This window comes from Schinkia acidoalkalinis (assembly GCF_054301215.1).
The window spans coordinates 4,156,268-4,180,877 of record NZ_CP182573.1 but is presented as its reverse complement, the minus strand read 5'-3'; the positions used below and the strand labels follow the sequence as shown (position 1 = coordinate 4,180,877).

23 protein-coding genes, 2 tRNA genes and 1 pseudogene are annotated in these 24,610 nt (G+C 37.5%); 5 read left to right on the top strand and 21 right to left on the bottom strand.

Annotated elements, in window-relative coordinates; genetic code table 11:
* Nucleotides 1–35 precede the first annotated feature (35 nt).
* The 3 genes and pseudogenes from ACNQFZ_RS21340 to ACNQFZ_RS21330 form a co-directional block, all read right to left on the bottom strand.
* On the bottom strand, nt 36–1,169 hold the full coding sequence (locus tag ACNQFZ_RS21340; RefSeq protein ID WP_458413281.1) for a HesA/MoeB/ThiF family protein: 1,134 nt from the start codon (nt 1,167–1,169) through the stop codon (nt 36–38).
* A gap of 95 nt (nt 1,170–1,264) precedes the next feature.
* Entirely contained in the window at nt 1,265–1,453 is a 189-nt protein-coding gene (locus tag ACNQFZ_RS21335) for a hypothetical protein (protein WP_458413280.1), read from the bottom strand.
* Between the two features lie 365 nt (nt 1,454–1,818).
* Nucleotides 1,819–2,970 (bottom strand): annotated as a pseudogene (locus ACNQFZ_RS21330) (IS3 family transposase).
* Nucleotides 2,971–3,041: 71 nt separating this feature from the next.
* Here ACNQFZ_RS21330 and ACNQFZ_RS21325 point away from each other — a divergent pair.
* Nucleotides 3,042–3,518, top strand: a complete 477-nt coding sequence (locus tag ACNQFZ_RS21325; RefSeq protein WP_458415473.1) for a tyrosine-type recombinase/integrase — start codon at nt 3,042–3,044, stop codon at nt 3,516–3,518.
* A 1-nt stretch (nt 3,519) separates the two neighbouring features.
* Here the strand turns inward: ACNQFZ_RS21325 and ACNQFZ_RS21320 are convergent.
* The 4 genes from ACNQFZ_RS21320 to ACNQFZ_RS21305 form a co-directional block, all read right to left on the bottom strand.
* Nucleotides 3,520–4,640, bottom strand: a protein-coding gene (locus ACNQFZ_RS21320; protein ID WP_458413279.1) for an IS3 family transposase whose coding sequence is annotated in 2 segments (ribosomal slippage) — nt 3,520–4,391 and nt 4,391–4,640 — 1,122 coding nt in all. Because the reading frame shifts where the segments join, the coding sequence is not laid out codon by codon here.
* Between the two features lie 46 nt (nt 4,641–4,686).
* The gene (locus ACNQFZ_RS21315; RefSeq protein ID WP_458413278.1) at nt 4,687–5,238 is read right to left on the bottom strand and encodes a tyrosine-type recombinase/integrase; all 552 of its coding nucleotides are present in this window, start codon (nt 5,236–5,238) and stop codon (nt 4,687–4,689) included.
* A gap of 161 nt (nt 5,239–5,399) precedes the next feature.
* Nucleotides 5,400–5,482 (bottom strand) — tRNA-Leu (locus ACNQFZ_RS21310).
* Between the two features lie 78 nt (nt 5,483–5,560).
* Nucleotides 5,561–5,635: transfer RNA gene (locus ACNQFZ_RS21305), tRNA-Gln, on the bottom strand.
* A gap of 310 nt (nt 5,636–5,945) precedes the next feature.
* Here ACNQFZ_RS21305 and ACNQFZ_RS21300 point away from each other — a divergent pair.
* On the top strand, nt 5,946–6,959 hold the full coding sequence (locus tag ACNQFZ_RS21300) for a hypothetical protein (RefSeq protein WP_458413277.1): 1,014 nt from the start codon (nt 5,946–5,948) through the stop codon (nt 6,957–6,959).
* Between the two features lie 61 nt (nt 6,960–7,020).
* Here the strand turns inward: ACNQFZ_RS21300 and ACNQFZ_RS21295 are convergent, their stop codons facing one another.
* From ACNQFZ_RS21295 to ACNQFZ_RS21265, 7 genes are all read right to left on the bottom strand, one after another.
* Nucleotides 7,021–7,779, bottom strand: coding sequence for a sulfite exporter TauE/SafE family protein (locus tag ACNQFZ_RS21295; RefSeq protein WP_458413276.1), 759 nt, complete (start codon nt 7,777–7,779; stop codon nt 7,021–7,023).
* Nucleotides 7,780–8,096: 317 nt separating this feature from the next.
* Nucleotides 8,097–8,909 (bottom strand): SDR family NAD(P)-dependent oxidoreductase, encoded by an 813-nt coding sequence (locus ACNQFZ_RS21290; protein ID WP_458413275.1) that lies wholly within the window; start codon nt 8,907–8,909, stop codon nt 8,097–8,099.
* 4 nt (nt 8,910–8,913) lie between these two features.
* Nucleotides 8,914–9,300 carry a MaoC family dehydratase gene (locus tag ACNQFZ_RS21285; protein ID WP_458413274.1) on the bottom strand — a complete coding sequence of 129 codons (387 nt, stop codon included), beginning with the start codon at nt 9,298–9,300 and terminating at the stop codon, nt 8,914–8,916.
* Between the two features lie 4 nt (nt 9,301–9,304).
* Nucleotides 9,305–9,742 carry an FAS1-like dehydratase domain-containing protein gene (locus ACNQFZ_RS21280; protein ID WP_458413273.1) on the bottom strand — a complete coding sequence of 146 codons (438 nt, stop codon included), beginning with the start codon at nt 9,740–9,742 and terminating at the stop codon, nt 9,305–9,307.
* Nucleotides 9,743–9,744: 2 nt separating this feature from the next.
* The gene (locus ACNQFZ_RS21275) at nt 9,745–10,893 is read right to left on the bottom strand and encodes a thiolase family protein (protein ID WP_458413272.1); all 1,149 of its coding nucleotides are present in this window, start codon (nt 10,891–10,893) and stop codon (nt 9,745–9,747) included.
* A complete protein-coding gene (locus ACNQFZ_RS21270; RefSeq protein WP_458413271.1) occupies nt 10,886–12,472 on the bottom strand; it encodes an AMP-binding protein in 1,587 nt (528 codons plus the stop codon). Before ACNQFZ_RS21270 ends, ACNQFZ_RS21275 begins: the two co-directional genes overlap by 8 nt.
* Before the next feature lie 3 nt (nt 12,473–12,475).
* Nucleotides 12,476–13,039: a biotin transporter BioY gene (locus ACNQFZ_RS21265; protein WP_458413270.1), complete on the bottom strand. Its 564-nt coding sequence runs from the start codon at nt 13,037–13,039 to the stop codon at nt 12,476–12,478.
* A 223-nt stretch (nt 13,040–13,262) separates the two neighbouring features.
* Between ACNQFZ_RS21265 and ACNQFZ_RS21260 the strand changes: the two genes are divergently transcribed.
* On the top strand, nt 13,263–15,302 hold the full coding sequence (locus ACNQFZ_RS21260) for a molybdopterin oxidoreductase family protein (protein ID WP_458413269.1): 2,040 nt from the start codon (nt 13,263–13,265) through the stop codon (nt 15,300–15,302).
* Between the two features lie 643 nt (nt 15,303–15,945).
* Here ACNQFZ_RS21260 and thrC read toward each other — a convergent pair.
* Nucleotides 15,946–17,355 carry a threonine synthase gene (gene thrC / locus ACNQFZ_RS21255; protein ID WP_458413268.1) on the bottom strand — a complete coding sequence of 470 codons (1,410 nt, stop codon included), beginning with the start codon at nt 17,353–17,355 and terminating at the stop codon, nt 15,946–15,948.
* A gap of 269 nt (nt 17,356–17,624) precedes the next feature.
* Complete coding sequence (locus ACNQFZ_RS21250) at nt 17,625–18,266, bottom strand: bifunctional 4-hydroxy-2-oxoglutarate aldolase/2-dehydro-3-deoxy-phosphogluconate aldolase (RefSeq protein WP_458413267.1); 642 nt, start codon at nt 18,264–18,266, stop codon at nt 17,625–17,627.
* A 197-nt stretch (nt 18,267–18,463) separates the two neighbouring features.
* Between ACNQFZ_RS21250 and uvsE the strand changes: the two genes are divergently transcribed.
* Nucleotides 18,464–19,429, top strand: a complete 966-nt coding sequence (gene uvsE / locus ACNQFZ_RS21245; RefSeq protein ID WP_458413266.1) for a UV DNA damage repair endonuclease UvsE — start codon at nt 18,464–18,466, stop codon at nt 19,427–19,429.
* Between the two features lie 92 nt (nt 19,430–19,521).
* On the opposite strand, the gene ACNQFZ_RS21240 is transcribed toward uvsE, so the two are convergent.
* The gene (locus ACNQFZ_RS21240) at nt 19,522–20,406 is read right to left on the bottom strand and encodes a stalk domain-containing protein (RefSeq protein ID WP_458413265.1); all 885 of its coding nucleotides are present in this window, start codon (nt 20,404–20,406) and stop codon (nt 19,522–19,524) included.
* Between the two features lie 189 nt (nt 20,407–20,595).
* Here ACNQFZ_RS21240 and ACNQFZ_RS21235 point away from each other — a divergent pair, with 189 nt between their 5' ends.
* Entirely contained in the window at nt 20,596–22,635 is a 2,040-nt protein-coding gene (locus ACNQFZ_RS21235) for a molybdopterin oxidoreductase family protein (protein ID WP_458413264.1), read from the top strand.
* A 137-nt stretch (nt 22,636–22,772) separates the two neighbouring features.
* On the opposite strand, the gene ACNQFZ_RS21230 is transcribed toward ACNQFZ_RS21235, so the two are convergent.
* The 4 genes from ACNQFZ_RS21230 to ACNQFZ_RS21215 form a co-directional block, all read right to left on the bottom strand.
* A complete protein-coding gene (locus tag ACNQFZ_RS21230; protein ID WP_458413263.1) occupies nt 22,773–23,546 on the bottom strand; it encodes a hypothetical protein in 774 nt (257 codons plus the stop codon).
* Nucleotides 23,547–23,665: 119 nt separating this feature from the next.
* Nucleotides 23,666–23,857 (bottom strand): hypothetical protein, encoded by a 192-nt coding sequence (locus ACNQFZ_RS21225; protein ID WP_458413262.1) that lies wholly within the window; start codon nt 23,855–23,857, stop codon nt 23,666–23,668.
* Between the two features lie 132 nt (nt 23,858–23,989).
* A complete protein-coding gene (locus ACNQFZ_RS21220; protein ID WP_458413261.1) occupies nt 23,990–24,181 on the bottom strand; it encodes a hypothetical protein in 192 nt (63 codons plus the stop codon).
* 38 nt (nt 24,182–24,219) lie between these two features.
* Nucleotides 24,220–24,603, bottom strand: coding sequence for a DUF5071 domain-containing protein (locus ACNQFZ_RS21215; RefSeq protein ID WP_458413260.1), 384 nt, complete (start codon nt 24,601–24,603; stop codon nt 24,220–24,222).
* Nucleotides 24,604–24,610 lie beyond the last annotated feature (7 nt).

Below are 24,610 nucleotides of genomic sequence, written 5' to 3'. Positions count from 1 at the left end.
CAATCCAAACAACTGAAGAAACAGATGATCTTATTTTAGGCTTCTTCATAGACAATTCCCCCACAAGTCTTACAATTTGTATCCCTCTTAACATCTAAATATGTAATATCAAGTGAATCAAACAAGAATTCTCCCCTTGATTTACTATAAGTTTTAAAATCAGTTAAACCGGCTATGTATTTAATAATTTCTATCACTCCATAACTTGCCGAAAACAGAGACATGCTAGATAGACCACCAATTTCTCGGTAACGCTCTTTTACTGGATGTGGCTTAGGCTTCCATCCTTTCAATGCCTCAGTAAAATAATCTGCGTAACAATCAACACAAGGTGTTAAACCGGGAATAATTAATTCTCCTGTACTTGCAAGGTGTGCGTCAAATCCGCCAGCAATATAATGCGCTTTCTTTTGTTTTATACATTCACGAGAAATTTTAAGTGAAGTGTGACCAATATAAGGCTCATCAGCAGTATTAACAATAAAATCTGCCTTACTAATTAAATCAGCTACATCTGTATTAGGTAATAAATATTGGTCATGTTTTTCTACTTTAAGGTTTGGATTTATATTTAATAAATATGCCTCTAAAGCATTAACCTTTGGCACGCCAATAAATTTTTCTTTGAAAAATATATGGCGTGAAATATCCGAGCTCTCTAACTTATCTCCATCAAATAAAATGAAGTTTTCTACACCACACATTGCTAATTCGGTTGCTATCCATCCTCCTACAGAACCGCATCCAAAAATTAAAATACAACTTTTCTGAATTTTCTGTTGCCCTTCGTACTTTAGAGTAGCTCCCGGTAGGAAGTCTCCAAAAAAATTTATCTGACGATCATATTGTTCTTTTGATTGATAAGAAATATATGGTTCATGAAGACCGAGTATATTTTCAACAATAATTCCTTTATTGAATAAGTGAGTAAGAATTTGTTTGATAGCTTCTATATCAATTTCTTTTCCAACTCTATTTTCAAGTTTTTCCTTTATTTCTAAAATTGATTTTTTCCCATCTATAGCTTCAATTAATAATAGAGTGAACTTATTAGCTTTAAATTGAAGTTGTTTTCTTGTATTCATAAAATAAATTTGAAGAACTTCCTCCCCAATCAAATATATGTCTACAGCATCTCTTATCTTGAATATATCCGAATCTCTTAACATTCTTGATGTCCTCCGTTATGTAAAAATCTCACTAACTTTTTTTGTAAAAAAAAGCCTTTTGCAAGTTACAAAAGGCTTTTTAAAAAAGTATCATTTTAATATTGAACTACTCCTGAGTTAACTTCTAAAAAAGCACCCCACTCCGCTTCTGTTGCAACTTCATTATTACGTGTACAAACACGTGTACAGCAATCAGAACGACTTCCTGAACAACCTTCACTATACTCTGCTAACATCATTGTTTCTTCAATTTCTTCAAATAAGAAATCCTCAGCTTTTAACATAATTTTGACCTCCAGAAGAAAATAATATAGGTAAATATTCACTTTTTAATGATATGACAAATTACACCAACTATCAACATCTACGCATATTAAACTAATATTTCCCGAATATATTTAAACTGTATTAATAAATCTCAATATGATTAAAGGTATGGATCTAAGTCAAATTTTTGGGCACAAAAAAGTTAATTTTTTATTAGCTGCTTGCCCGTTAAATAGCGGGAATGCGATGACGCTTGACACGGAGCCTCCGCGGGCATGATTCTCCTGCCGAGAAGCCAGATGTCACAACATCGGCATCGCCAAACAAGGCTATCATGCCCGTCACTCCATGTAAAGCGTGGTGCACAGCCTCAAGATAGAGATTAGGCGATATGCCGAATACTGTCCTCTACCTCTTGTGGTGTTCGATAACCGATGCTGCTATGAATTCGTTTACGATTGTACCAGCCTTCAATGTATTGGAATTAGGCTACTTTCGCAGAATTGTAATCGATGTAATGGACATGATGGATTTCTTCTTTCTTCAAAATGGCATGAAAGGATTCGATGCACGCATTGTCGTATGGGCAACCTTTGCGACTGAATGAGCTTCATGCCTTTTGACTGAACGTATGCCATAAAGTCTTCGCTTGTATATTGAGAGCCAAGATCCGTATGGAGAATAACCCCTTTTTTAGGAGCTTGAGTTTCGTATGCATTCTTTAGCGCATGTATCACTAAATCTGTCGTCATCGTTTTGGAAAAGGAATAGCCAACCACCTTTTTCGAATGTAAATCCAATACAGAAGCTAAATAGCACCAACCGTCTCTAAGAGTGTTGATATAAGTAATATCTGCCACCCATTTTTCGTTGATAGAGTTAGTTGAAAAATCTTGATCTAATAGATTTTCGCGTTCTTCTATCTTTTGTTTACTTGGATATGGACGGTATTTTTTCACTACAATAGATCGGATTCCGGCTCTTTTCATTAGCCGTTGGACTCTTTTTAGGCTCACCAAATAACCTTCTTTTTGAAGGTTTTGATGGATTTTGGGAGCACCATAGCGCTGTTTACTTTCTATATGAATTTTGGTGATTTTTTCAGTTAGTTCCTTATTTTCTCGGTCACGATTAGACTCAGCATGTTGTAATGATTGGTAGTACGTACTTCTAGGTATCTCCAATACTTCGCAAAGTGTTTGAATGGCATACTGGTCTTTATGTTGATCTATTATCGAAACAAGCTCGGACTGGCTTACTTTCTCGCGAATATGGCCATAGCCTTTTTTAAGATTTCATTTTCCTCCTGAAGATGGCTAATCTGTTTTTGGAGCTTGGCAAAATCATCTGGAGTAACAGATGTTCCATCTTTCAAACTAATTGGAGAATACTTCTTAATCCACTTGTAGATTGTTACATCTGATACGCCATATTCGCTGTGCAGTTCTCTTACAGAGCTACCATTGTTGTAAAGATCAACGACCATTTTTTTGAAGTCTTCATTGAATTTTTTGCCAGTAAGTTGGTCACCCATAAGGACACTTCCTTTCCATTTCCATTATGGTCAGATTTTTGAAAAGTTAACTTAGTTGTGTCCATGGATTTATACTAGCATCAGGAGGATTTCGGACAAAGAAGGAAGCACTAATTGCAGCTGCTGAAATTGAGACCGAATTAAGTAAAGGTATCCTTCCTTATTTAACCCTAATCCCCTTAACTAATTATTTTGATAAATGGGTAAAGCTATATAAAACAAAATTAAGCACTACTACTAAACTTCATTATGATTATACTTCTAAAGCAATTAAAGCATATTTCGGAGTTAAGCCTCTACAACATATAAAGCGCCATGATTATCAACTATTTTTAAATCATTTTGGGGCAAATAAATCGAAAGAAACAGTTGAAAAAGTAAATGGCCATATTCGAGCTTGTGTTCAAGATGCTGTTGAAGAACAAATTATCCCACATGATTTTACAAGAAAAGCAGTATTAATTTGGACAACACCAGCAAAAAATGCAAACGAAAAACATCTAAACTTTAAAGAAAGTGAATTACTACTTATGGATTGTCAACACTAAACTAGACAGTTTTCCTAAGGTGCGTAAGTTTGTATTCCACTGGACTTAGATAATCTAAAGTACCATGTATGCGTAGGTGGTTAAACCAGTGCACATAGTCTGTAAACTCTCTGTGTAACTCTTCTAAGCTATCAAAATGACGTTTCTTTACGAACTCTGTCTTAATGATTTTGAATGTTGCTTCAGCTACTGCGTTATCATACGGACAGCCTTTCAAACTTAGAGATCGCTTGATTTTAAACGTTTCTAGTGCTTCATCAATGATCTGGTTCTTAAACTCGCTTCCTCTGTCAGTATGGAACATTTGAATCATATGCAAATTCCCTTTAATTGACGATAGAGCACGATAAACTAGTAAAGCATCTTTGTTCTCACCTGTGCTAAATCCAACGATTTCCCGATTATAGAGATCAACAAATACACATATGTAATTCCATTTTTTATGGACTCTTACATAGGTTAGGTCACTGACCACGACGGTCAACTCATCCTCTTGAGTAAATTCACGATTTAACTCATTTGCTTGTTCACTTTCATTTGGTTTATTCTTATGTGGTTTGAATTGAGCCACGGTATAAGCTGAAACAAGCCCTTGTTCGTTCATAATCCTGCCGATACGACGACGGGAAACCAATTTCCCTCGTTTCTTTAGCTCGTGCTTTATCTTTCTGGCACCATAATTTTGGCGGCTTTGATGGAAAATTTCAGCGATGTCTGAAGTTATATCATCTTCATTCTTTCGTTCTTTTGCTTCATAATAATACGTACTTCTTGGGAGTTGTAGGACCTTGCACATTGCTGATATCGAGTATTTGTGCTGGTTGTTCTTAATCACATTTACTTTCGTCCTAGTATCAGCGCGGCTTGCTTTAAAATATCATTCTCCATCTCTAATTGCTTATTACGTTTCCTAAGTTCCTGCAGCTCTTTCTGTTCGGGGCTGAGGTTATCCTTTTCTTTGAAGGAACCGGAGGACTTACTTTGATTAATCCACTTATCTAGTGAAGAAGGGGTTAATTCATATTCGCGAATAATGTCTTTGCGAGGCTTTCCATTCTGATATAGCTGCACGATCTGTTCCTTAAATTCTTCGGTAAACGTTCGACGTACTTTTTTTGTCATGTAGATTCTCCTCATAACTGATTAGTATAGTTAATTCTACTTGACCTTAAAATTTCTGTCTAACTAAGTGTAGCCGATCCAAGTCAATGTCTTCAACTTTTAAATTAAGCACTGTATTTAGCCTATTTCCCGTTTCTAAAAAATAATTAACCAACACCCAATTCCTATGCTCAACAAAACCACATTCCTTTAGATTAGGCTTTTTGATTAACTTCTTTATCTCTTCCTTAGAATAAGGCTCCTTTTGTTCCGTATCAGCTTTTATCAGATTAATGTCAAATTTAATTAAATAATGCTCTCTCATAGCAAAATATAGAAATGACCTTGTAGCCCTCATATATGTGTTTATTGTTGTTGCCTTAATCCCTTTCTTTTTAAGCCCTATAATAAATTTATCAATATGAATTTTCTCAATGTCTCTTACAAAACTGATACCTATTTCATCTGTATATCGAAAAAAGTGAACTATATTTTGTTGATAAAATCTAATTGTCATTTCTGATAAATTCTTTATTCGATTTTCCAACTGAAAATCATCAAATAGTTCTTGAATACTCTTTTCTAATTCAACCCTTTTCATTAATTTCACTTTACCCATGTTTAATGTCTCCTTTAAGAAGTATTTGTCTTAAAGGTACTTAGAAATCGTTACTTGTTGTCCACACGATTAGGTAATTACTTTAGTCTACTAAACAACAAAAAAGCCAATGCTCAGATTGTTTCAAAGCATTGACTTTACTAGGTTTTCTAACTTTATGATACCGGTGGTCGGGGTCGAACCGACACTCCTTTTGGGAACACGATTTTGAGTCGTGCGCGTCTGCCAATTCCGCCACACCGGCGTTTTAAAGATTTAAGGCAGCAACCAGATTTTAACAGGGGAAAAGGTTGTATTCTCTTGGTAATGCTACCTTTAAAGTTGGCTGGGCTAGCTGGATTCGAACCAGCGAATGACGGAGTCAAAGTCCGTTGCCTTACCGCTTGGCTATAGCCCAATATAAGTATATGCTTGGCAACGTTTCGTTTTTATAGCATCTGTATCAGCAACAAAATAAATTCTATCATTCAACTTCGCAGAAGTCAATGTGATTATTCAAAAAAACTTTAGCGTTTTTCCAACGCCGGAATTTCATAATATCAAGAACAAGTAAACTAATCAATTGGTATTTCTTTGTATTTAACAATTTTATATTCATTACAACGGGAATTTCTTACTATGACAAAAGCAGGAAAGTAAATTCTTTCAGCGAATATTTTAGGATTGAGCTAGTTTTTTCAATCTGTCATATTAAATGGAGGAATTTAATGAATACCAAGATAAAGTTCGGATTATTTTTTCTTTCAACGTTAGCTCTTACTTTAATAGTGGCTTTAATCCTGTCCCCTCTTTCCTATCTTTTATATTCGCTTATGTTCGCAGCTGGTATTAATTTCGTTCCATTAATACTACTTGCCATATCGTTCGGCTGTTCATTGCTTCTTACAAAGGGATTCTTTAAAGTTATTGATATACAAAAAAGACTGATTATGAGTGGTATAACTGCTCTAACTGTAACTTTTTGTATATTTCAAATTCCAACTTTGATACAAGCCAATCATAGTTTAAAAGCAGGTTTACCCATATCACTAGAAGGAAAACAACAAGGAATGCGAGATTATCTTCAAAAGAAGTATTCAAATATTAGTTTTGTAAATGGTATGGTTTATGAGGACCGGAAAGAGAATGCATATTACTCAACATTCTTCCTCAAGAATGATCCAAGTTTAGGTATCGTTGTAACCATTGATGAAAAGGGTAAGTATAGTGATTCGTATTTACCTGATTTTTTTGCTGCAAGACAAACGATGATAAAAACGATGGAGGAAACTTTTCCAGATAATCCATTTAATCCATATATTGTATTTGCGGTAACTCCTGTTCGAGTCAATGCGGCAGGCGTTTGGGACGGTTCATTCGGGGCGGATACAGTTAAAGAAAATAGTGCGTGGACTAAAGAGGATGTTCTTACTTCATTTTTGAATGTCGCCACGGTGTATAGAAACATTTCAATTGAACAATTTGATTCCGATATCTTCCGAAAAGATATGGTCATGTATATTAACTATTATGAATCCAAAAATTCAATAGATGTGAATAAACTTGTTAAAAAGAAATATGGAAAACACAGTGGACTCGCAAACTATCATGAGAGAACCTTTTATACAGATGATTTTGAAAATGCGGGGGCTGTCCTAAAATACTCAGTTCGGGTTCCTTATGAAAAATTGCATGAATTAAAGAGTCCTGATGATGTTCAAAATTATTTGGCCGTACATTGAAACGTGATACATTTCGTGAAATAAATGTCGAAGTACTTGCTATGCACTTCGACATTTATTCTTAGTCAAATAACATAATAAAGCCTGCAATGGCTGGTGTACCTACCATCGCAAATTTTAAGACAAATCTCGGGGCGTAATTGGTAAACTTAGCCCCAATATAAGCACCTACCATAGTGCCAATCAATATTTTCACAAGTAAAAGAAAGTCCAAATAACCGCTCGAGTTATAACCAACTCCTCCACCAATTGCAATCAGCAGAATTACTAACATTGTCGTACCTACTGATTGTCGGATGGATAGTCCTAAAAATGTTAGCAGGCCAAGTTGAATAAATGGCGTTGAGCCAATACCAAAAGACCCTGACAATAGGCCAGTTACAATTCCTAAGAAAATAGCTTTGATAAAAACCGAAGAATTGGCAGCTGTAGCAGAAACCTCCTGTTGTGAGGTGCCTTGGTTTTTAAAAATATATAAACGTACCAAAAGTAATATGGTGGAAAGGAATAACACTCCAGCCGTAAACCAATGAAGTGACTGTTGTGGAATCTCTGCTGCAATTTTTGAACCAAAAAAGGAACCAATTGCGCCAAATAGACCCACAATCACACCGATTTTTATCGTGATGTTTCCTTCCCTATAATGGCTTACAACGCCTGAAAAGCAGGTAAAAGCCATTGCCGTTAAAGATGTTCCTAATGCAGTGTGAATAGGTACGTTGAACATAAGTGTTAAAATTGCAATAATGAAACCCGCGCCCCCAGCACCGATAAAGCCTAACAAAATTCCTAATAGTAACATTGTTATGATGATTGCCACTTAGATGCCTTCTCTCTTTTTCGTTTCATACCTATTTTATCAACTAATCAATTAATCTGCGAAACTTTTCGATATTCGCTTCTGTCAAAACTCCATTCTTATAAAAGTGACTCGCAAAAACACTAATTTACCTTCTTTATTTTTAATCGAACATTGTATACCAATTTCGCCATACAATAACTGCCAATTTCTATAATTAAAAAACGACCAAGTATCAAGCTAATCGTTAAAACAGACCACAGACTATGAAAACTTTATTTAGCCAACCTTAAAAGGACAAATCCCATTGCTGGAATTTGTCCTTATTTTTATTCAGATCAAGTTTTGAAATTAAAAATCTCGTGTGGACTAATTTCTCTAAACTGCGGCTTTAGATAGCGGCCGATTTTTTTGCCATTGACGCTAAATATCTCACCCGAAAATGCAAGAGTAGGTACGTGAACTAACTTCACAATGAAATCGGCAACATCATCTGCCGTTCCAATCTCCCAATAATCCGGCATTTCTTCTCCTGTCTCTTCCGCCCTGCGTTTAGCTTTTTCTATGTACGGCCGAGTCATATCTGTGATTGCTGCTGGTGAAATGGCGTTGACTTGAATACGGTCTTTTTTTAATTCTTCAGCAAGCGTCCATGTCATTCCATTTATCGCCGCCTTTGCAGCGCTATAATTTACTTGGCCGACGGTTCCCGCTAGACCGGCAAGGGAAGTCATATTAATAATGAAACCACCATTTCTATTTTTTATCATCTCATTGATAACGGCCTTTGCACATAAAAATGCCCCTTTCACATGGACATCAATCACCATGCTAAATTCATCCAATGTCATTTTATAGGACTTTCGATCAGCAATAATCCCCGCATTGTTCACTAATATATCGATTCTCCCAGTATATTCGGTGGCACTTTTTACAAGGAGTTCACTCGTTTCTTCCCTTTCAACTCTTCCCGTTACACCTGTTGCTTTTCCGCCCTGTAAACGAATAGATTCAACAACCTCCGCTACCCTCGCTTCATTTGTGCCATTTACTACAACAAAGGCCCCCAACCCGGCAAGTTTTTCGGCTACACATCTGCCGATTCCCCGCGTTGATCCAGTGATGATTGCTGTACGACCGTTAAAATCCATGGATTCACCTTCTTTTCAGTTTAACTTCACCCAAGACAACCATTTTTCCAGTTCCATTTTCCCCCGAAAAAGTTACGTACACGTATTGATCATTCTCCTCCAAAACGCGTCCAGTGATATGTAATGAATCACCAAGAAAAAGCGGATAGCGAAAGGTTGTATTGAATTCCGCAACAAAATATTGTTTAGTCAGCCATGGTGAACATAAACGGGAACATAGTGCCATTGTTAGCATTCCATGTGCAATCCGGTCCGGGAAGCCAGCTTTTCTAGCCTCTTCTTTGTCAAAATGAATAACATTTTCATCATTTGAAAGCGAGGCATAAGCACGAATCATGTCTTCGGATATTTTCGCTATTTTTATTTCCGGTAGTTCAGTGCCTTTTTGCATGACTTCACCCCACTTTTTTTTCAAGCAAAATTAATACAGATACCGCTTCGGCCACATCACGCCCACCAGCAGAGATAACAAGGCGGTGTATTAAAAATTGCAGTTTACCTTTAGCACTTCCTTTTTCATAAATATCTGCTAATTCTATAAAACAGCTATAGGGTTGGTTCGTGCTTAACGGTGTCTGGTATCGGAACGATTGCTTGCCATGGATGAGGGGCCCAACATTTTCTAGCCATGGAATAGTAATATACTTCCAAAAAAGAACCGGATAAGTAGCCGGAATGACCACATCTGGGTAACCATTCTTTCTTGCTTCCTCTGAATCTAGAAAAATAGGATGATTGTCACCAATCATATTCACATAGTCTCCCACCATTTTATTCGTGATTGTAATCGTAACGGACTTAGTTTTCTGACCGATTAAAGTGTGATCAAGCATGGTCATTCCACCACCCTCTCAATAAGTGTGGCAATTCCTAACCCTCCCCCTATTCCTAACGTGGCTAAACCTAACGTGGCAGAGCTTCGCACCATTTCAGCACATAATCTCGTAATCAAAATGGCTCCGGAAGCGCCATATGGATGTCCAAGAGCAAGTGCACCGCCGCCTCGATTGACTTTTTCTTGCGGAATGGAAAGCTCCCTTAGAGATGCCAAAACTTGAGAAGCAAAAGCTTCATTAAATTCAATAACATCAATTTCGGCAACGTTCATATTTCTTCGTTCCAATAATTTTTGTACTGCAGGCACAGGTCCAATCCCTAATAAATGTGGACTGACTCCAGCACTTTCGGCATCAACAAAGCGAAACAAAGGTTTTAAGCCGAGTGACTCACATTTCTTTTTAGACATCAATAAGACAACAGCAGCCCCATCATTGATTGGGCATGAATTACCTGCTGTTACGGTGCCATTTTCTTTAAAGATTGGCGCTAGTTTTTGCAATTTTTCATAACCTGTATTTTCACGCGGACATTCATCAGTCTTTAAGTCTTGAATCGATACAATTTCATCAGTAAACCGACCCGTCTTTAGCGAGCGAATAGCTTTTCGGTGGCTTTCCAAAGAGTATAAATCTTGGTCTTCCCGTGAAATTTTATAGTACTCAGCAACATTCTCAGCCGCTAATCCCATTTCCGGGTCTCCTATCTCATCTGTTGAAAATCGGGCTCTTGTAAAAATTTTCGGCGAAGCAGGCCCATATAAAGATGTTGGTTTTTCAATTTTCCATGGCGCAAGACTTGAACTTTCAACCCCACCGGCGAGATATACGTCCCCCGCACCCGCTTGAATAAGCCTTGCAGCGAGATTGATAGCTTCTAAACCAGATCCGCATTGACGGTCAACTGAAAATCCCGGCACTGAAAATGGCAACCCGGCAGCTAGTAAAGAAAGGCGAGCTATATTTCCACCGGGACCGACTGCATTTCCTAAAATGACTTCGTTAATATCTTCAGGGTGTAGCTGATTTTCTGTCACTATCGCTTTTATCACTTCGGCTGCAAGCTGCTCGGGTGGTATATCCTTGAACATCCCGCCAACTTTACCAATGGCAGTTCTCTTTGCTGCCACAATGACCGCCTCATTCATACGTCACGGACTCCTTTCCTTCAAGTAATTTTCTTCCAATGAAGGCTTTGGTTTCTTTCCTAGCAATTTTTCCGCTGGACGTGTATATAAAATTGGAAACCTCTATAAACGTGCGAGGGCATTTATAGGTAGAAAGTTCATTACGACAAAAGGCTTTAAGCTCATTGGCATCAAAGGTTTTACCTTCATAACACCTCACTGCCGCAACAACCATTTCTCCCCAATACCAATCGTCAACACCAATGACAACTGCTTCCCTTACTGAATCATGTTTTTCTATAAACATTTCGACTTCTTCGGGGTAAATATTAAGCCCACCTGAGATGATCATATTTTTCTCACGTCCTACTAAAAACAAATACCCTTCATCATCAACATAACCAATATCCCCAACGGTTGCCCAGTCACCATGTAAGGTTTCTTTCGTAGCCTTTTCATCGTTCACATAACCTTTAAAGACTTGTTCACTTTTTATAAAAACCTTACCAATCTCCCCTGGTCCTACTGGAAATCCTTCATGGGAACGGATTTGAATTTCTATACCTAGGAACGCCTTTCCAACTGATTGGGATGCATATAAATGATCATCATTTGTTAATACACTAACAAAACTCAACTCAGATGCACCGTAAAATTCGTAAAGTTTAGCCCTTGGGAAAAATGTTTCGACTCCTTTTTTCGAATCTGGTTGCCATTTCGCACCCGAACTAATAATTTTCTCTAACTGGTTAAAAACTGAACGGTTCGTTTCAAACTGCTGAAGTAGGGCTGCAGCCATTGTCGGAACTAGATAAATGACACTAATGGGTGTAGTTTGTAGCAAGTTCAACAATGATGTTGCTTTAAATTCCTTTAAAATATTAATGGTTGCACCTAGGTGCAAAGCATGAACGGCACCATATAGATGAAGAGAATGATAAAGGGGGCCAGGTGCACATATTGTATCGGCTTCTGTAATTTCGAAAATTTCTTCTCCACTTTCAAAGCTTTTTAACCACGATAAATGTGTACGCATATATCCTTTCGGTTTACCAGTCGTTCCGGACGTAAAACCAATATAAAAAATATCTTCCACAGAAGCAGTATTCATTTTTGAAGTTTCTGTTATCTGTTGGCATACGGTTCTTACCTTATTTATTGGTTCCAAAAATAAGGAATTCCAATAAACAATATGTACGTCAGAAATACCTTCTAGTTTACTAGCAAACTCCTCTGCAGCTATAAAAATATCCGGTGCTGCATCTTTCATACTTTCATAAAGCTCACGACTACTCCACTTTGGATCAAACGGCATCGCGACAAAACCTGATGTGACGGAGGCAAAAAATAATTGCAAGAATCTGGGGTCATTTGGAAGCAAAAATCCAACTTTTTTTCCTTTACCATTGCCAAGCAAAATATTCATTTTTGTTTTTATTTTATTCACCTGTTGGAAAAGTTCAGCAAAAGTGATTACTTCTCCTTCACAAACTATAGCAGGCTTATCCCCCATTTGAGTAGCATGGTCTCTAAGCGTGTCCCCAATCAACATAACATCACCTTCTTTAATAAAAGCAAAGGTCTGTCCAAAATGAAACAAACCTTACGCTGCCTCTTTTCTATTCTCTATCCGAATGAGCGGATATGACTTTTTAATTTTCATCGCCACAATCCCAGCAATGACAGCTTTCGTTAAATCTCCTGGTATATAAGCTAATGCCGACATTGCGGCGTTCCCCCACGTTAAATCTGAAACAATAGATAAATAGGTGACGCCACAAGCATAAACTAGAGCAATACCACCAATAAAATTAAATAAAATAATCTTTGGAGCTGTTAGATTGCTCCAGAACTTTTCTACTAATAATCCGATTACAAACGCCGCTATAGGATAACTCATAATATAACCACCACTTGGTCCGAAGATTACTCCTATTCCACCTCGTCCACCCGAAAGAATCGGTGCACCAACCCCGACTAGTAATACAAATAAAAGCAAACTTAATCCGCCAAGGCGCGCCCCTAAAACCGCCCCCGCAAGCATTACACCCAATGTTTGTGCAGTAATCGGCACTGGTGTAAACGGCAACGCAATCGGCGGCAATAATCCCAATACCGCAACAATTGCCGTAAATAATGATACATACATCATCTCTTTTAGTTTCATTTACAATCACCACTGTTTTCTGAATTTTAATAATGTTACTATAAAATACGGAAACTTAATTTGTCAACCTCTTGATTATATAAGTTAACATTAGTGCATGGGGTTGGTTCGTTTGTTCCATTCAAAAACATTACGAGAAAGAGACATATTTATAGTATAATTTTCTATAAATACACCGTGCCTAAATTAAATTTCAAATAGTTATAAGGATGGGGATTGAGTAGTGAATTCATATAGTAGTCAAAAAGATGGTGTTTTCCCATCTGTCTGCTCCCTGGATTGTCCAGACCAATGCGGACTTCTTGTCCATAAAAAGGATGGGAAAATTATTAAAATTGAGGGTGATCCTAATCATCCTGCGACAAAAGGAAATATTTGCAACAAGGTGCGTAACGTAGCAGAACGGCTCTATGATAAAAATCGTCTGCAATACCCACTGAAACGGATTGGCAAAAAAGGAGAAGCAAAATTTGAGCGTATAAGCTGGGAGGAAGCCATCCAAACAATCACCGCCCATTGGAAACAGCTTATTGAAAGTGATGGACCTGAAAGCATTCTTCCATACAGCTTTTACGGAAATATGGGAAATCTCAGCGCAGAAGGTATGGACCGCCGTTTCTTTCACCGCTTAGGAGCTTCCCAGCTTGATCGCACGATTTGCAGTACAGCCGGTATAGAAGGCTACAAATACACTATGGGTGGCAGTTTTGGGATAGACCCTGTTGACACCATTCATTCAAATTTGTTCATCTTTTGGGGGATCAATGCTGTTAGTACGAATATGCACCAATGGGCAATCGCTCAGAAAGCCCGAATGAATGGGGCAAAAATTATCGTCATTGATGTTCATAAAAATCAGACCGGTAGAATGGCAGATTGGTTTATTCCGATTTTACCAGGGACAGATGGTGCCCTTGCCTTAGGCATTATGCATGTTTTGTTTGCGGAAAGTTTAGTAAATGAGGACTTTTTAAAGGAATATACAGTTGGTCATGAGGAACTTCGTGCACATGTTGTTCAATATGATCCACATACCGTTTCCAAAATTACGGGTGTGCCTGAGAAGGATATCGTAAAGCTTGCAAGGATGTATGGTGAGGCCTCCCCTTCCTTTATTCGAATTGGTAATGGCATTCAGCATCATGATAATGGCGGCATGTGCGTACGAACAATTGCCTGCCTCCCTGCTTTAACGGGACAATGGCTGCAAAAAGGCGGCGGTGCCATAAAATCAAACAGTGGTTACGTAGCCCATAATGTAAGAAAACTTCAGCGCCCTGATTTATTAAAAAACAAAAACACCCGTGTGATAAATATGAATTTAATAGGACAGGCATTAGTAGATTTGGAGCCACCTATTAAATCACTATATGTATATAACAGCAACCCTGCTGTCGTTGCTCCAGCAGGAAATAAAGTCCGCAAAGGGCTTGAACGAGATAATTTATTTGTTATTGTACATGATTTATTTTTAACAGAGACAGCCAAATATGCAGATATTGTCCTACCTGCTACTTCTTCCTATGAAAATACGGATTTTTACTGTTCATATTGGCACAATCATATTCAAATCCAAGAGCCCGTTATTGAAGCCTATGGCGAATCAAAATCAAATACAGACGTATTCAGGCTGCTAACAAAAGAAATGGGCTATGATGATCCAGCTTTATTGGAAACCGATGAAGAAATGATAGCCGGTGCGCTTGAGAATTCCGGTAATCCTTATATAGAAGGTATTAATTATCAAGGCTTGGTCGAAAAGAAATATATCAAAGCCGCTATGAAACCGTTGTTACCTGGTAAACTCGCAACACCAAGCGGAAAAATTGAACTCTATTCTGAAAAAATGGTAGAAGACGGACTTCCGCCTTTACCTACCTTTATACCTTTAGTTGTTGACGGAGATTTTCCATTACAATTTGTACCAGCACCAACACATAATTACTTAAACTCTACTTTTTCAAATAATGAAAAACATGTAAGTTTGGAAAAAGAACCGAAATTACACATGAATATAAAGGATGCCTTTAAGAGAAATATCGAGGATGGGGATTTGGTACGGGTTTGGAATCATCGCGGCGAATGTGAACTTAGAGTATCTGTCGGTGAAAATGTACTACCGGGAGTGGTTGCCACTCAAGGATTGTGGAGCGACCGTCCTGGTTCAAAGCATCACCTTAACTCTCTTACGCCCGATCGCATATCTGAAATGGGCGGCGGTGCCACTTTCTTTTCGGGACGAGCGGATGTGGAGCGTGTTTAAAAGACAAGATATTTGCTAACTGATTATGTCTTTATTTTACAGTTTTGAGGACATTTTTACCCAATTCGATATCATTCTTGTCCTCATTTTCCTATTTTGAAGACATGTTTACCCAATTCGGTATCATTCTTGTCCTCATTTCCCTATGTTGAGGACATGTTTACTCGATTCGGTATCATTCTTGTCCTCATTTTCCTATTTTGTGGACATGTTTATCCAATTCGGTATCATTCTTGTCCTCATTTTCCTATTTTGAGGACATGTTTACTCGATTCGGTATCATTCTTGTCCTCATTTTCCTATTTTGTGGACATGTTTATCCAATTCGGTATCATTCTTGTCCTCATTTTCCTATTTTGTGGACATGTTTATCCAATTCGGTATCATTCTTGTCCTCATTTTCCTATTTTGTGGACATGTTTATCCAATTCGGTATCATCCTTGTCCTCATTTTCCTATTTTGTGGACAGTTTTTACCATGAAAGGTTCCATTACTGGCCTCGTTCGACAGAATTAAGGACAGTATTTACCTATATAGGTCTGTTCTATCTTCATTTTCCTGTTGTATGCTTCTTAAAAAAATAAAATGCCTGCATGTAGGAATAAGTAAACCTACATACAGGCATCTTTTATCTAGTTTATCCTATTTTACATCAACCTGAGCTGAATTAAACAGCTTCTCTAATCTACGAGCAATCACATCATTATCTGCTGCAACCACTTCTAAGAATTGTGGTTTATCAAATAACTGTTGAATTTGTTCTGGGTATGTCTGCTCAATATCAACACGTTCGATGGCTTCGTTGAATTTAGCCGGATGTGCTGTTGAAAGTGTCACACAAACTTCTTCAGCACTACATTTTTCATAGGCAGCAACCCCGCAAGATGTATGCGGGTCAAGTAAATAATTTGTTTCATCAAAGTACGTCTTGATTGTTTGCAGACATTCTTCGTTTTTCACACCGTAGGCTACAAAATCTGCTTGTACTTGACGAAGCTGCTCTTCATTCACAACAATTTTTCCTTCTGACTTAAATTGATCCATTAACTCATTTACCGCACTTGAATTTTCACCAAGCAAGTAGTATAGGTAACGCTCGAAGTTGCTCGCTACTTGAATGTCCATGGAAGGGCTGTATGTGCTGCGGAAATCACCAGGCTGATATACGCCATCCTTAATAAAACGCTCTAAAATATTGTTCTCATTCGTTGCAACAATTAGTTTACCAACTGGGAGGCCCATTCTCTTTGCTAAATAGCCGGCAAAGATGTCCCCAAAGTTTCCAGTTGGCACACTGAAGTTGAGACTCTTAATATCCTTCTCTTTTGCCACTTGGAAGTATGCATAGAAATAATAAACAGTTTGCGCTAAAATACGTGCAAAGTTGATAGAATTAATCGCACGCAAATGATATTTATTTTTGAATTCCAAATCAGCGAAAATTTCCTTAATAATACGTTGACCATCGTCAAACGTTCCTTCAATCGCTAAATTTAAAACAGTTGGGTCATTTACAGTTGTCATTTGCAGCTCTTGAACCTTGCTGACTTTACCATGAGGATGCAAAATACAAATGCGAATTCCTTCTTTTCCTCTTACACCTTCAATCGCTGATGCACCCGTATCCCCTGATGTCGCCCCAAGAATATTGATCGTTTCCCCTGTTTTCTTTGCGATATAGGAATATAAATTCCCTAAAAATTGCAATGCAACATCTTTAAACGCAAAGGTTGGACCATGGAACAATTCAAGCACGTACATGTTGTCCTTTACCTTTTTAACAGGAGTTACCTCAGGATCACGGAAGGTACCATAGCTTTTCTCAATTAATGCCATTAGTTCATCTTCTGGAATCTCCCCACCAACATAATAGGAGATAATTTCATATGCTAATTGCTGATAAGTCAACTGGGACATAGCCTGCAGCTTATCTGCAGGAATTTGTGGGATTTTATCCGGTACTAGAAGCCCGCCATCTGTAGCTAGCCCCATTAAGACTGTATCAATAAAACCAATTTCATTTACATTCCCGCGTGTACTAATATATTTCATATTGTCCTCCAAGAAAAAAATAATATATTACTATCCTTACCCAGAATTTGCTTTGAGTCAATAAGGAATTCAAAAGAATTAGACTTTTTCATTTTATCAAACTGGAATTGATTAGCCAAACAAAGAAAATTAACTATAAGTTACCATTTGCAAGGGGGATTGCTATGGGAGATAGACAGAAAAAAGGAGATTTAAAGCTCTTAAATAAACGCCATTACGGAACACTAGAACTCGCGGTTCTAGTGTTCTATCCCCCATAACATGTCCTACTATACCAATGTTTGCGCTTCCTTTATTTTTTGTAATAAAATTTGCGCTTTTTTAGTTATAATCTCAAAGTTTCCTGCATTGATGGCTCCTTTATCAATTAAACTGCCGCCTACCCCTACTCCTACTGCCCCAACTCGAATAAAATCCGCAACATTTTCAGGTCTTACTCCGCCAACTGCAACCATAGGAATATGGGACAAGGGGCCTTGTAATTCCTTAATATAATTGCTTCCTAGAATACTAGTTGGAAAGACTTTCACCATTTTTACCCCCACTTTGTAGGCATTTACAACTTCTGTAGGTGTCATGACACCAGGTAGGATGTCGATGTTATTTTCTAGCGCAAATCTGATTACTTCTTCATCTACATTTGGTGTGATAAAATATTTTGCACCTGCATCCTGGGCCTTTCTAGCCCCTTCAACATCTAATACAGTTCCGGCACCAATATATAATCGGCCGCCGAATTTTTCATTCAATAATGAAATCATTTCTGGAGCACCATTAGTATTCATCGTAATCTCAACTAGTTTAATCCCCCCATTATAAAGGGCTTCGGCAACCGGAATGATATCTTTTTTCTCCACTCCTCTAATAATTGCAATAACGTAACTTTCTTTTACCATATTATAAAGACTCAATTTCAATCCCCACCTAACTCACATTTAAAACATCACTTAACGTTATTAATTCTATTTTTTTATATTTTTTCCTTTTCCGTTATTTATCATTATCCGCATTTCCTAATTTGTATAACGACAAACGGGCTCGCAAATGATAATACATAGCCAAAAATAATTTCTATTATTTTTGCAATTCATGGAATGAGGTGGTAAATATGACGATTGTACGCCTTGGATATGTTGCAATGAGTATGGAGCTTAAAGATGCGTCTCCATCGAAAACGATGACGTTTGCCCAATTCCAAAAAATTACCGATCGGGAAGCTGCCATTCGCAAACTAGAGCGTATTGCTCTATTGAATTTACACAATACACTTAGACTTTTAAAGCATAATGCAGCTTCTGACATTCATTTTTACCGGTTGACTTCCCGCCTCATTCCATTGGCGAATCATGAGGAGCTTCTTGGTTGGGATTATTTAAAACCATTGAAAGAACCACTTCGGGAAATAGGAGATTTCGCCAAAAGACATAAGATAAGAGTTGATTTTCATCCCGATCACTTCGTTCTACTTAATTCTAAAGAAAAACATATCTTGAAAAATTCCATAAAAACGTTAAAACTACATTATTTATTGTTAAAAGCAATGGGGATAAACCCGACTCATCGATGTGTCATGCATGTCGGCGGCAACTATAAGGAAACCGAGCTATCTCTTGAGCGTTTTGTTGAAAATTGGATGGACACCCCGAGATCCATACAAAAAATGGTGATGCTTGAAAATGATGATACATCCTTTACCTTGGAAGACACACTTTACTTATGTGAAAAACTAGAAATCCCCCTTGTATTTGATTATCATCATCATCTTGCCCACCATCAAAATCCAAATTGGGAAGAACACTGGGATCGAGTTGTGAAAACATGGAAGCATTCCCCCCTCCCGATAAAAATGCACATATCAAGCCCAAAGAACAATAAAGAATTCCGTCATCATTCAGATTATGTAGATAGTGATATGTTTTTTACATTTTTAAAAGAAGTTAAAGGTAGTGTCACACAAATCGACTGTATGATTGAAGCAAAGAGAAAAGATGAGTCCCTTTTTAAATTAATGGAGGACGTGGCACAAAGGGACAATGCAGAGGTTATTGATGGATCTTCTTTTTATCTAAAATAAGTAAACAATAATAGTATTATGTGAACTAAATAATATAAAACAAAATCACCTCCCCCCTAAATCAAACAAAGGAAGGCGATTTTGTTCTTCATTTAGTTAGTTGGTTTTGCCAACACGATGTCCCAATATGGAGGATTTGGCATTTCATCCCCATTTTGCAATGCTTGATCTGCCTCTTCAAAATAACGCTTGAACGATTCCAGCTGGTTATCGATATTATCCGTATCACGGTCAAAGCCTAAACTATAAATGAAGTTCATCTCAGTCCCAATTTGACCCCAAATATAATTAGAAAGGGTGCTTGCATAAACATAGTGCATACTGCTTTCCATTTTGCCGTCAACCTCGGCTTTATCCCGTTCATCAAGAAGATCCAAGATCATTCTATTCTCTTCAATCCATTTTTGATTAAATTGATTCCATTTTGCTGCATCCGGCTTGACTTTTTGGATTTCGTATTCATTGAGAAGCTTATAAAATTGTTCTCTTATTAGTTGGTAGCTGGATGCTTTTTTCATTTCTGCTATTACATCTTCTTGTGTTTTATATATAATAGAAACCGTTTTTGCAGCTCCATTCCACTCCACATCGGCACCAAGTGCCTCACTTACAAAGCGCAGCGGCACTAATGTACGGCCATTGATCATTTGTGGGGCCGTATCAAGCTTTACCTCTTCCTGACCGATGTAAGCACCATCCCAACCAATAGCTAGGCGAATGTTTAGACTGCCACGCTCAGCATCAATGATTTGTTCAGCCTTATTCCAAGTAACATTGGCACCTAACTTCTCGAAAATCCCTCTCATCGGTACCATCGTACTTCCATCTATTATCAGTGGATTTTGATCATAGACTTGTAGTTCATTATTTATTTTAATTTTAATATCATTATTTGCCGCCGATGCTTGTCCATTTCCTGTTGCAACGATTGCCCCTACCAACATTGCACCTGCAAACAGCACTTTTACCTTTTTCAAGAAGCTCTCCCCTTTTGTCTTAAAATTATATGTATACGTCTATAATTCTATTTCAAAATATGTTTTTCCTGCATTGGTCCTTCCATTTCTGAGAATCCATGTTTCAATTCTGTCACAAATCTAAACATTTATAGTATAATTTTATCTACTATATTATTTGAAAATAAAGACAAGAAAGGATGTTTCGAATTGAACTCATACGCAAGTCAAAAGAACGGGGTTTTCCCTTCTGTCTGCTCACTAGATTGTCCAGATCAATGCGGACTCCTTATCCATAAACAAGATGGAAAAATAATAAAAGTTGATGGGGATCCCAATCACCCTATCACAAAAGGAAGTATTTGCAACAAGGTTCGTAACGTTGCTGAACGTCTTTATGATGAAAAGCGTCTGCAATACCCGATGAAACGGATTGGCGCTAAAGGAGAGGGGAAATTTGAACGAATAAGCTGGGATGAAGCGATTGAAACGATTACGTCCCAGTGGAAAAGGCTTATTCAAACCGATGGTCCTGAAAGTATCCTTCCCTATAGTTTCTATGGAAATATGGGAAACCTGAGTGCGGAAGGAATGGATCGCCGCTTCTTTCACCGTCTTGGAGCATCGCAGCTTGAGCGCACCATTTGTCAATCAGCCGGTGTTGCCGGTTATAAATATACGATGGGGGGAAATTTAGGAACGGACCCGGCCAATACGATTCATACAAAATTATTCATTTTTTGGGGAATTAATGCCGTCAGCACAAACATGCATCAGTGGGCCATCGCCCAAAAGGCTAGAAAAAATGGAGCGAAAATCGTAGTTATTGATGTCCATAAAAACCAAACCGGTAGAATGGCAGATTGGTTTATTCCTATTTTACCAGGCACAGATGGCGCTCTAGCACTTGGAATCATGCATATTTTATTTGCAGAAAACATGGTTGATCCGGCATTTTTACAGGAATACACAATAGGCCATGAGGAATTGCACAACCATGTTGTCCAATATGATCCTGCCACGATTTCTAAAATTACCGGGGTGCCTGAGGAAGATATTTATAAACTTGCCCGCATGTACGGAAAAACCTCCCCTGCTTTCATTCGGATCGGAAACGGACTTCAGCACCATGATAATGGCGGTATGAGTACAAGGGCGATTGCTTGTCTCCCTGCGTTAACAGGTCAATGGCTAATCAAAGGCGGCGGTGCCAATAAGTCAAATGGCGGTTATTTAGCGTATAATGATAAAGCTTTACAGCGACCTGATTTATTACAAAATAAAAAAACGCGCAGAATTAATATGAATTTGCTGGGTCAGGCGTTGACAAATTTAGAGCCTCCAGTGAAATCACTTTATGTCTATAATAGCAACCCTGCCATCGTTGCTCCTGCGGGAAATAAAGTTCGCTCAGGGCTGGTAAGGGAAGATTTATTTACAGTGGTACATGATTTATTTTTAACTGAGACGGCTAAATATGCCGATATCATTCTGCCGGCTACTTCTTCCTATGAAAATACTGATTTTTACACTTCCTATTGGCACAACTATATGCAAATCCAAGAGCCGGTAATGGAAGCATATGGTGAATCTAAATCCAATACAGAAGTCTTCAGGCTTTTGGCAAAAGCAATGGGCTTTAATGATTCTGCACTTTCAGAAAGTGATGAAGAACTAATTGCCAGTGCCCTTAGTAATTCAGAAAATTCTTATCTTGAGGGCATCACTTATGCTGTGTTGGTTGAAAAGAAATATGTAAAAGCAAACGTGAAGCCATTGTTGCCAGGAAAGCTGCCAACACCAAGCGGAAAAATCGAGCTATATTCCAACAAAATGCTGGAAGCTGGACTTCCGCCATTACCAACCTATATCCCGTTAATTGACGATGGGGATTTGCCATTTTTATTCGTACCAGGTCCAGCCCATAATTTCTTAAACTCTACTTTTTCAAACAACGAGAAGCATATAAACCTAGAAAAAGAACCAAAATTGCACATGAATAGTCAGGATGCTTTATCAAGAAATATTACGGATGGCGAAGTCGTCCGTGTTTGGAATCATCGTGGCGAATGCGAATTGAAAGTAGTCATCGGTGAGGATGTATTGCCAGGCGTACTTGTCACGCAAGGACTATGGAGCAAAGGTCAAGGCACAACACGGTTTGTCAACTCCCTCACTCCTGACCGCGTGTCAGATATGGGTGGCGGAGCCACGTTCTTTTCTGGACGTGTGAATGTTGAGAAAATTTAGGAACAGAGGGACATAATAATCTTTTGATGTATAAAAAAACAAATTTCAATAGAAATAGTAGGCAAAATAAAAAGCTTGGTTCTACTTTTTAGAATCAAGTTCTTTTCCTTTGTTTTTTAAATAATTTGGAAATTGAATCAACTTAAGCCCCCGATAAACAACATCGAATTAGCAACTTTTATTAAGTCATCAACTATCATGTTTTTTTTCGTGCTTTTATTTATGCCAATATAGTATCGGAATTCGTTTTTATTGAAGATAATGCGATAAGCTGGATGATAGTTTGGTTGATAAATGGCTGTTGTTCCATCCTTTAAAGTATAATATCTATCGTTTTTGCCTTTAAATCGTTCTATGTCAACATTATCTTTGGGAACTACTTTTATCTGCAGAGTTCCATTTAATTCCTTATTCCTATACCTCAACATTAAAATATCCTTATCCACATATCCATCAACGTGAGTAATATCAAAAGGAAAAGAAGATGGAACTAATATTCGTTTACGAAATTTGTCATCATACTCTTTTACAACTTTTAATTCATTCATCATAGGATTTGATCCATCGAAAACAACACATATATCTGTAATTTTATCTTTTGTTGATGTTACTTCCCAAATAAAAGCTATTCTTTCTGGCTCATTTTCTCCATCATCAAAGTATGCAATTGATACTCTTACATTTTCTTTTGGTGAAGGTAGGCCTGCAAATCTTCTTATTGGCGTATTTTCACGTATTTCAGGAATATTAACGTCTGAAGCTACATACTTCTCAGCCTTTTCTTCCCCTTTTGTAAGTAACGTTTGCATAAAGTTCCTAAATACATCATCTTTTAGAGGATTAGCTATTACGGTTTGTGAAGAAAAAGATAGTAAACCTATTGTTATAAATGTAATCAGTAATTTTTTCATTTTCCATCACCAGTAATATGCTATCCATTAAAATAAAAAATATTTCTTATTTACATTACCATCATTAAATGGAACAAGGCTCTATTCATTTTTAAGATAAGCCCCTTTTTCAAAGATATTTAAAATTTATCTTTCCTTTCCAACAACGTATCTAACTTTTCTTCTATACGCTTTAAACGCTTATTTTTATTAGCAAAAAACAATACAATAAATATTATGGGAATAGCGATACCAATAAAAAACGATAGTAACTGAAAAATTATATCCCCAAGATTGATTCCAACAACTGAAGATGATGTTAATAGATACAAAAAATTCCCCTCCTAACCAAACAATCACTTCCTTATTTTACCATAAAATCCCCTAAACTGCTCTTAAACTAACCTGTACTTTAACACAATAGGAGCTGCCACATCGACAACTCCTTGTTCCACTCTTGCCCCTTACTTGCATAAGCTATTTTCATTATGCTTAGCTTTTACAGCAAAGATTAAAGCAAACAATGAAAATACGAATCCACCAACCCATCCGACAGTCGGTGAATATTCAAAATAATCTTTTAAAACCATACCTACTGAAATAAAAGCAGGTGCGAAAAGTCCAAATAGTACTGTAAATTTACGATATTTTTTCATTCTATCTCCCCTTATCTAAGTAAAGCAACCCGGCAAAATCATAGCTGTTCTAATATCTCCTTAGCCATAACGTCAACTTCCTCTAATTTCTCTTCTTCAGAAGGAGTTTTTGCCAATCGGATCAAGTCGTTCCTTAAAGCCATTTTTGATTCAGGAAGATATTTCACCAAAACTTCTAAACACCAGTATTTCCATACATTGTCCTCTGTTTCAAATACGCTCCTTATTAAAGAGATTATTCCATTTGGAAAATCCAGAAGCAGTTCGGCAACTTTTGGAGCAATTACCCAATTCATATCCTGAATCCATTCAAGAAGGTTTGGTAAAAGAGGTATAATGTCTTCACGACTAAGCCCTCTTATTTTTTCAACTGATTCAATATCAAATTTGTCTTTGGGTAGTATTTCGTAAAAATGCCCCACATTTAAC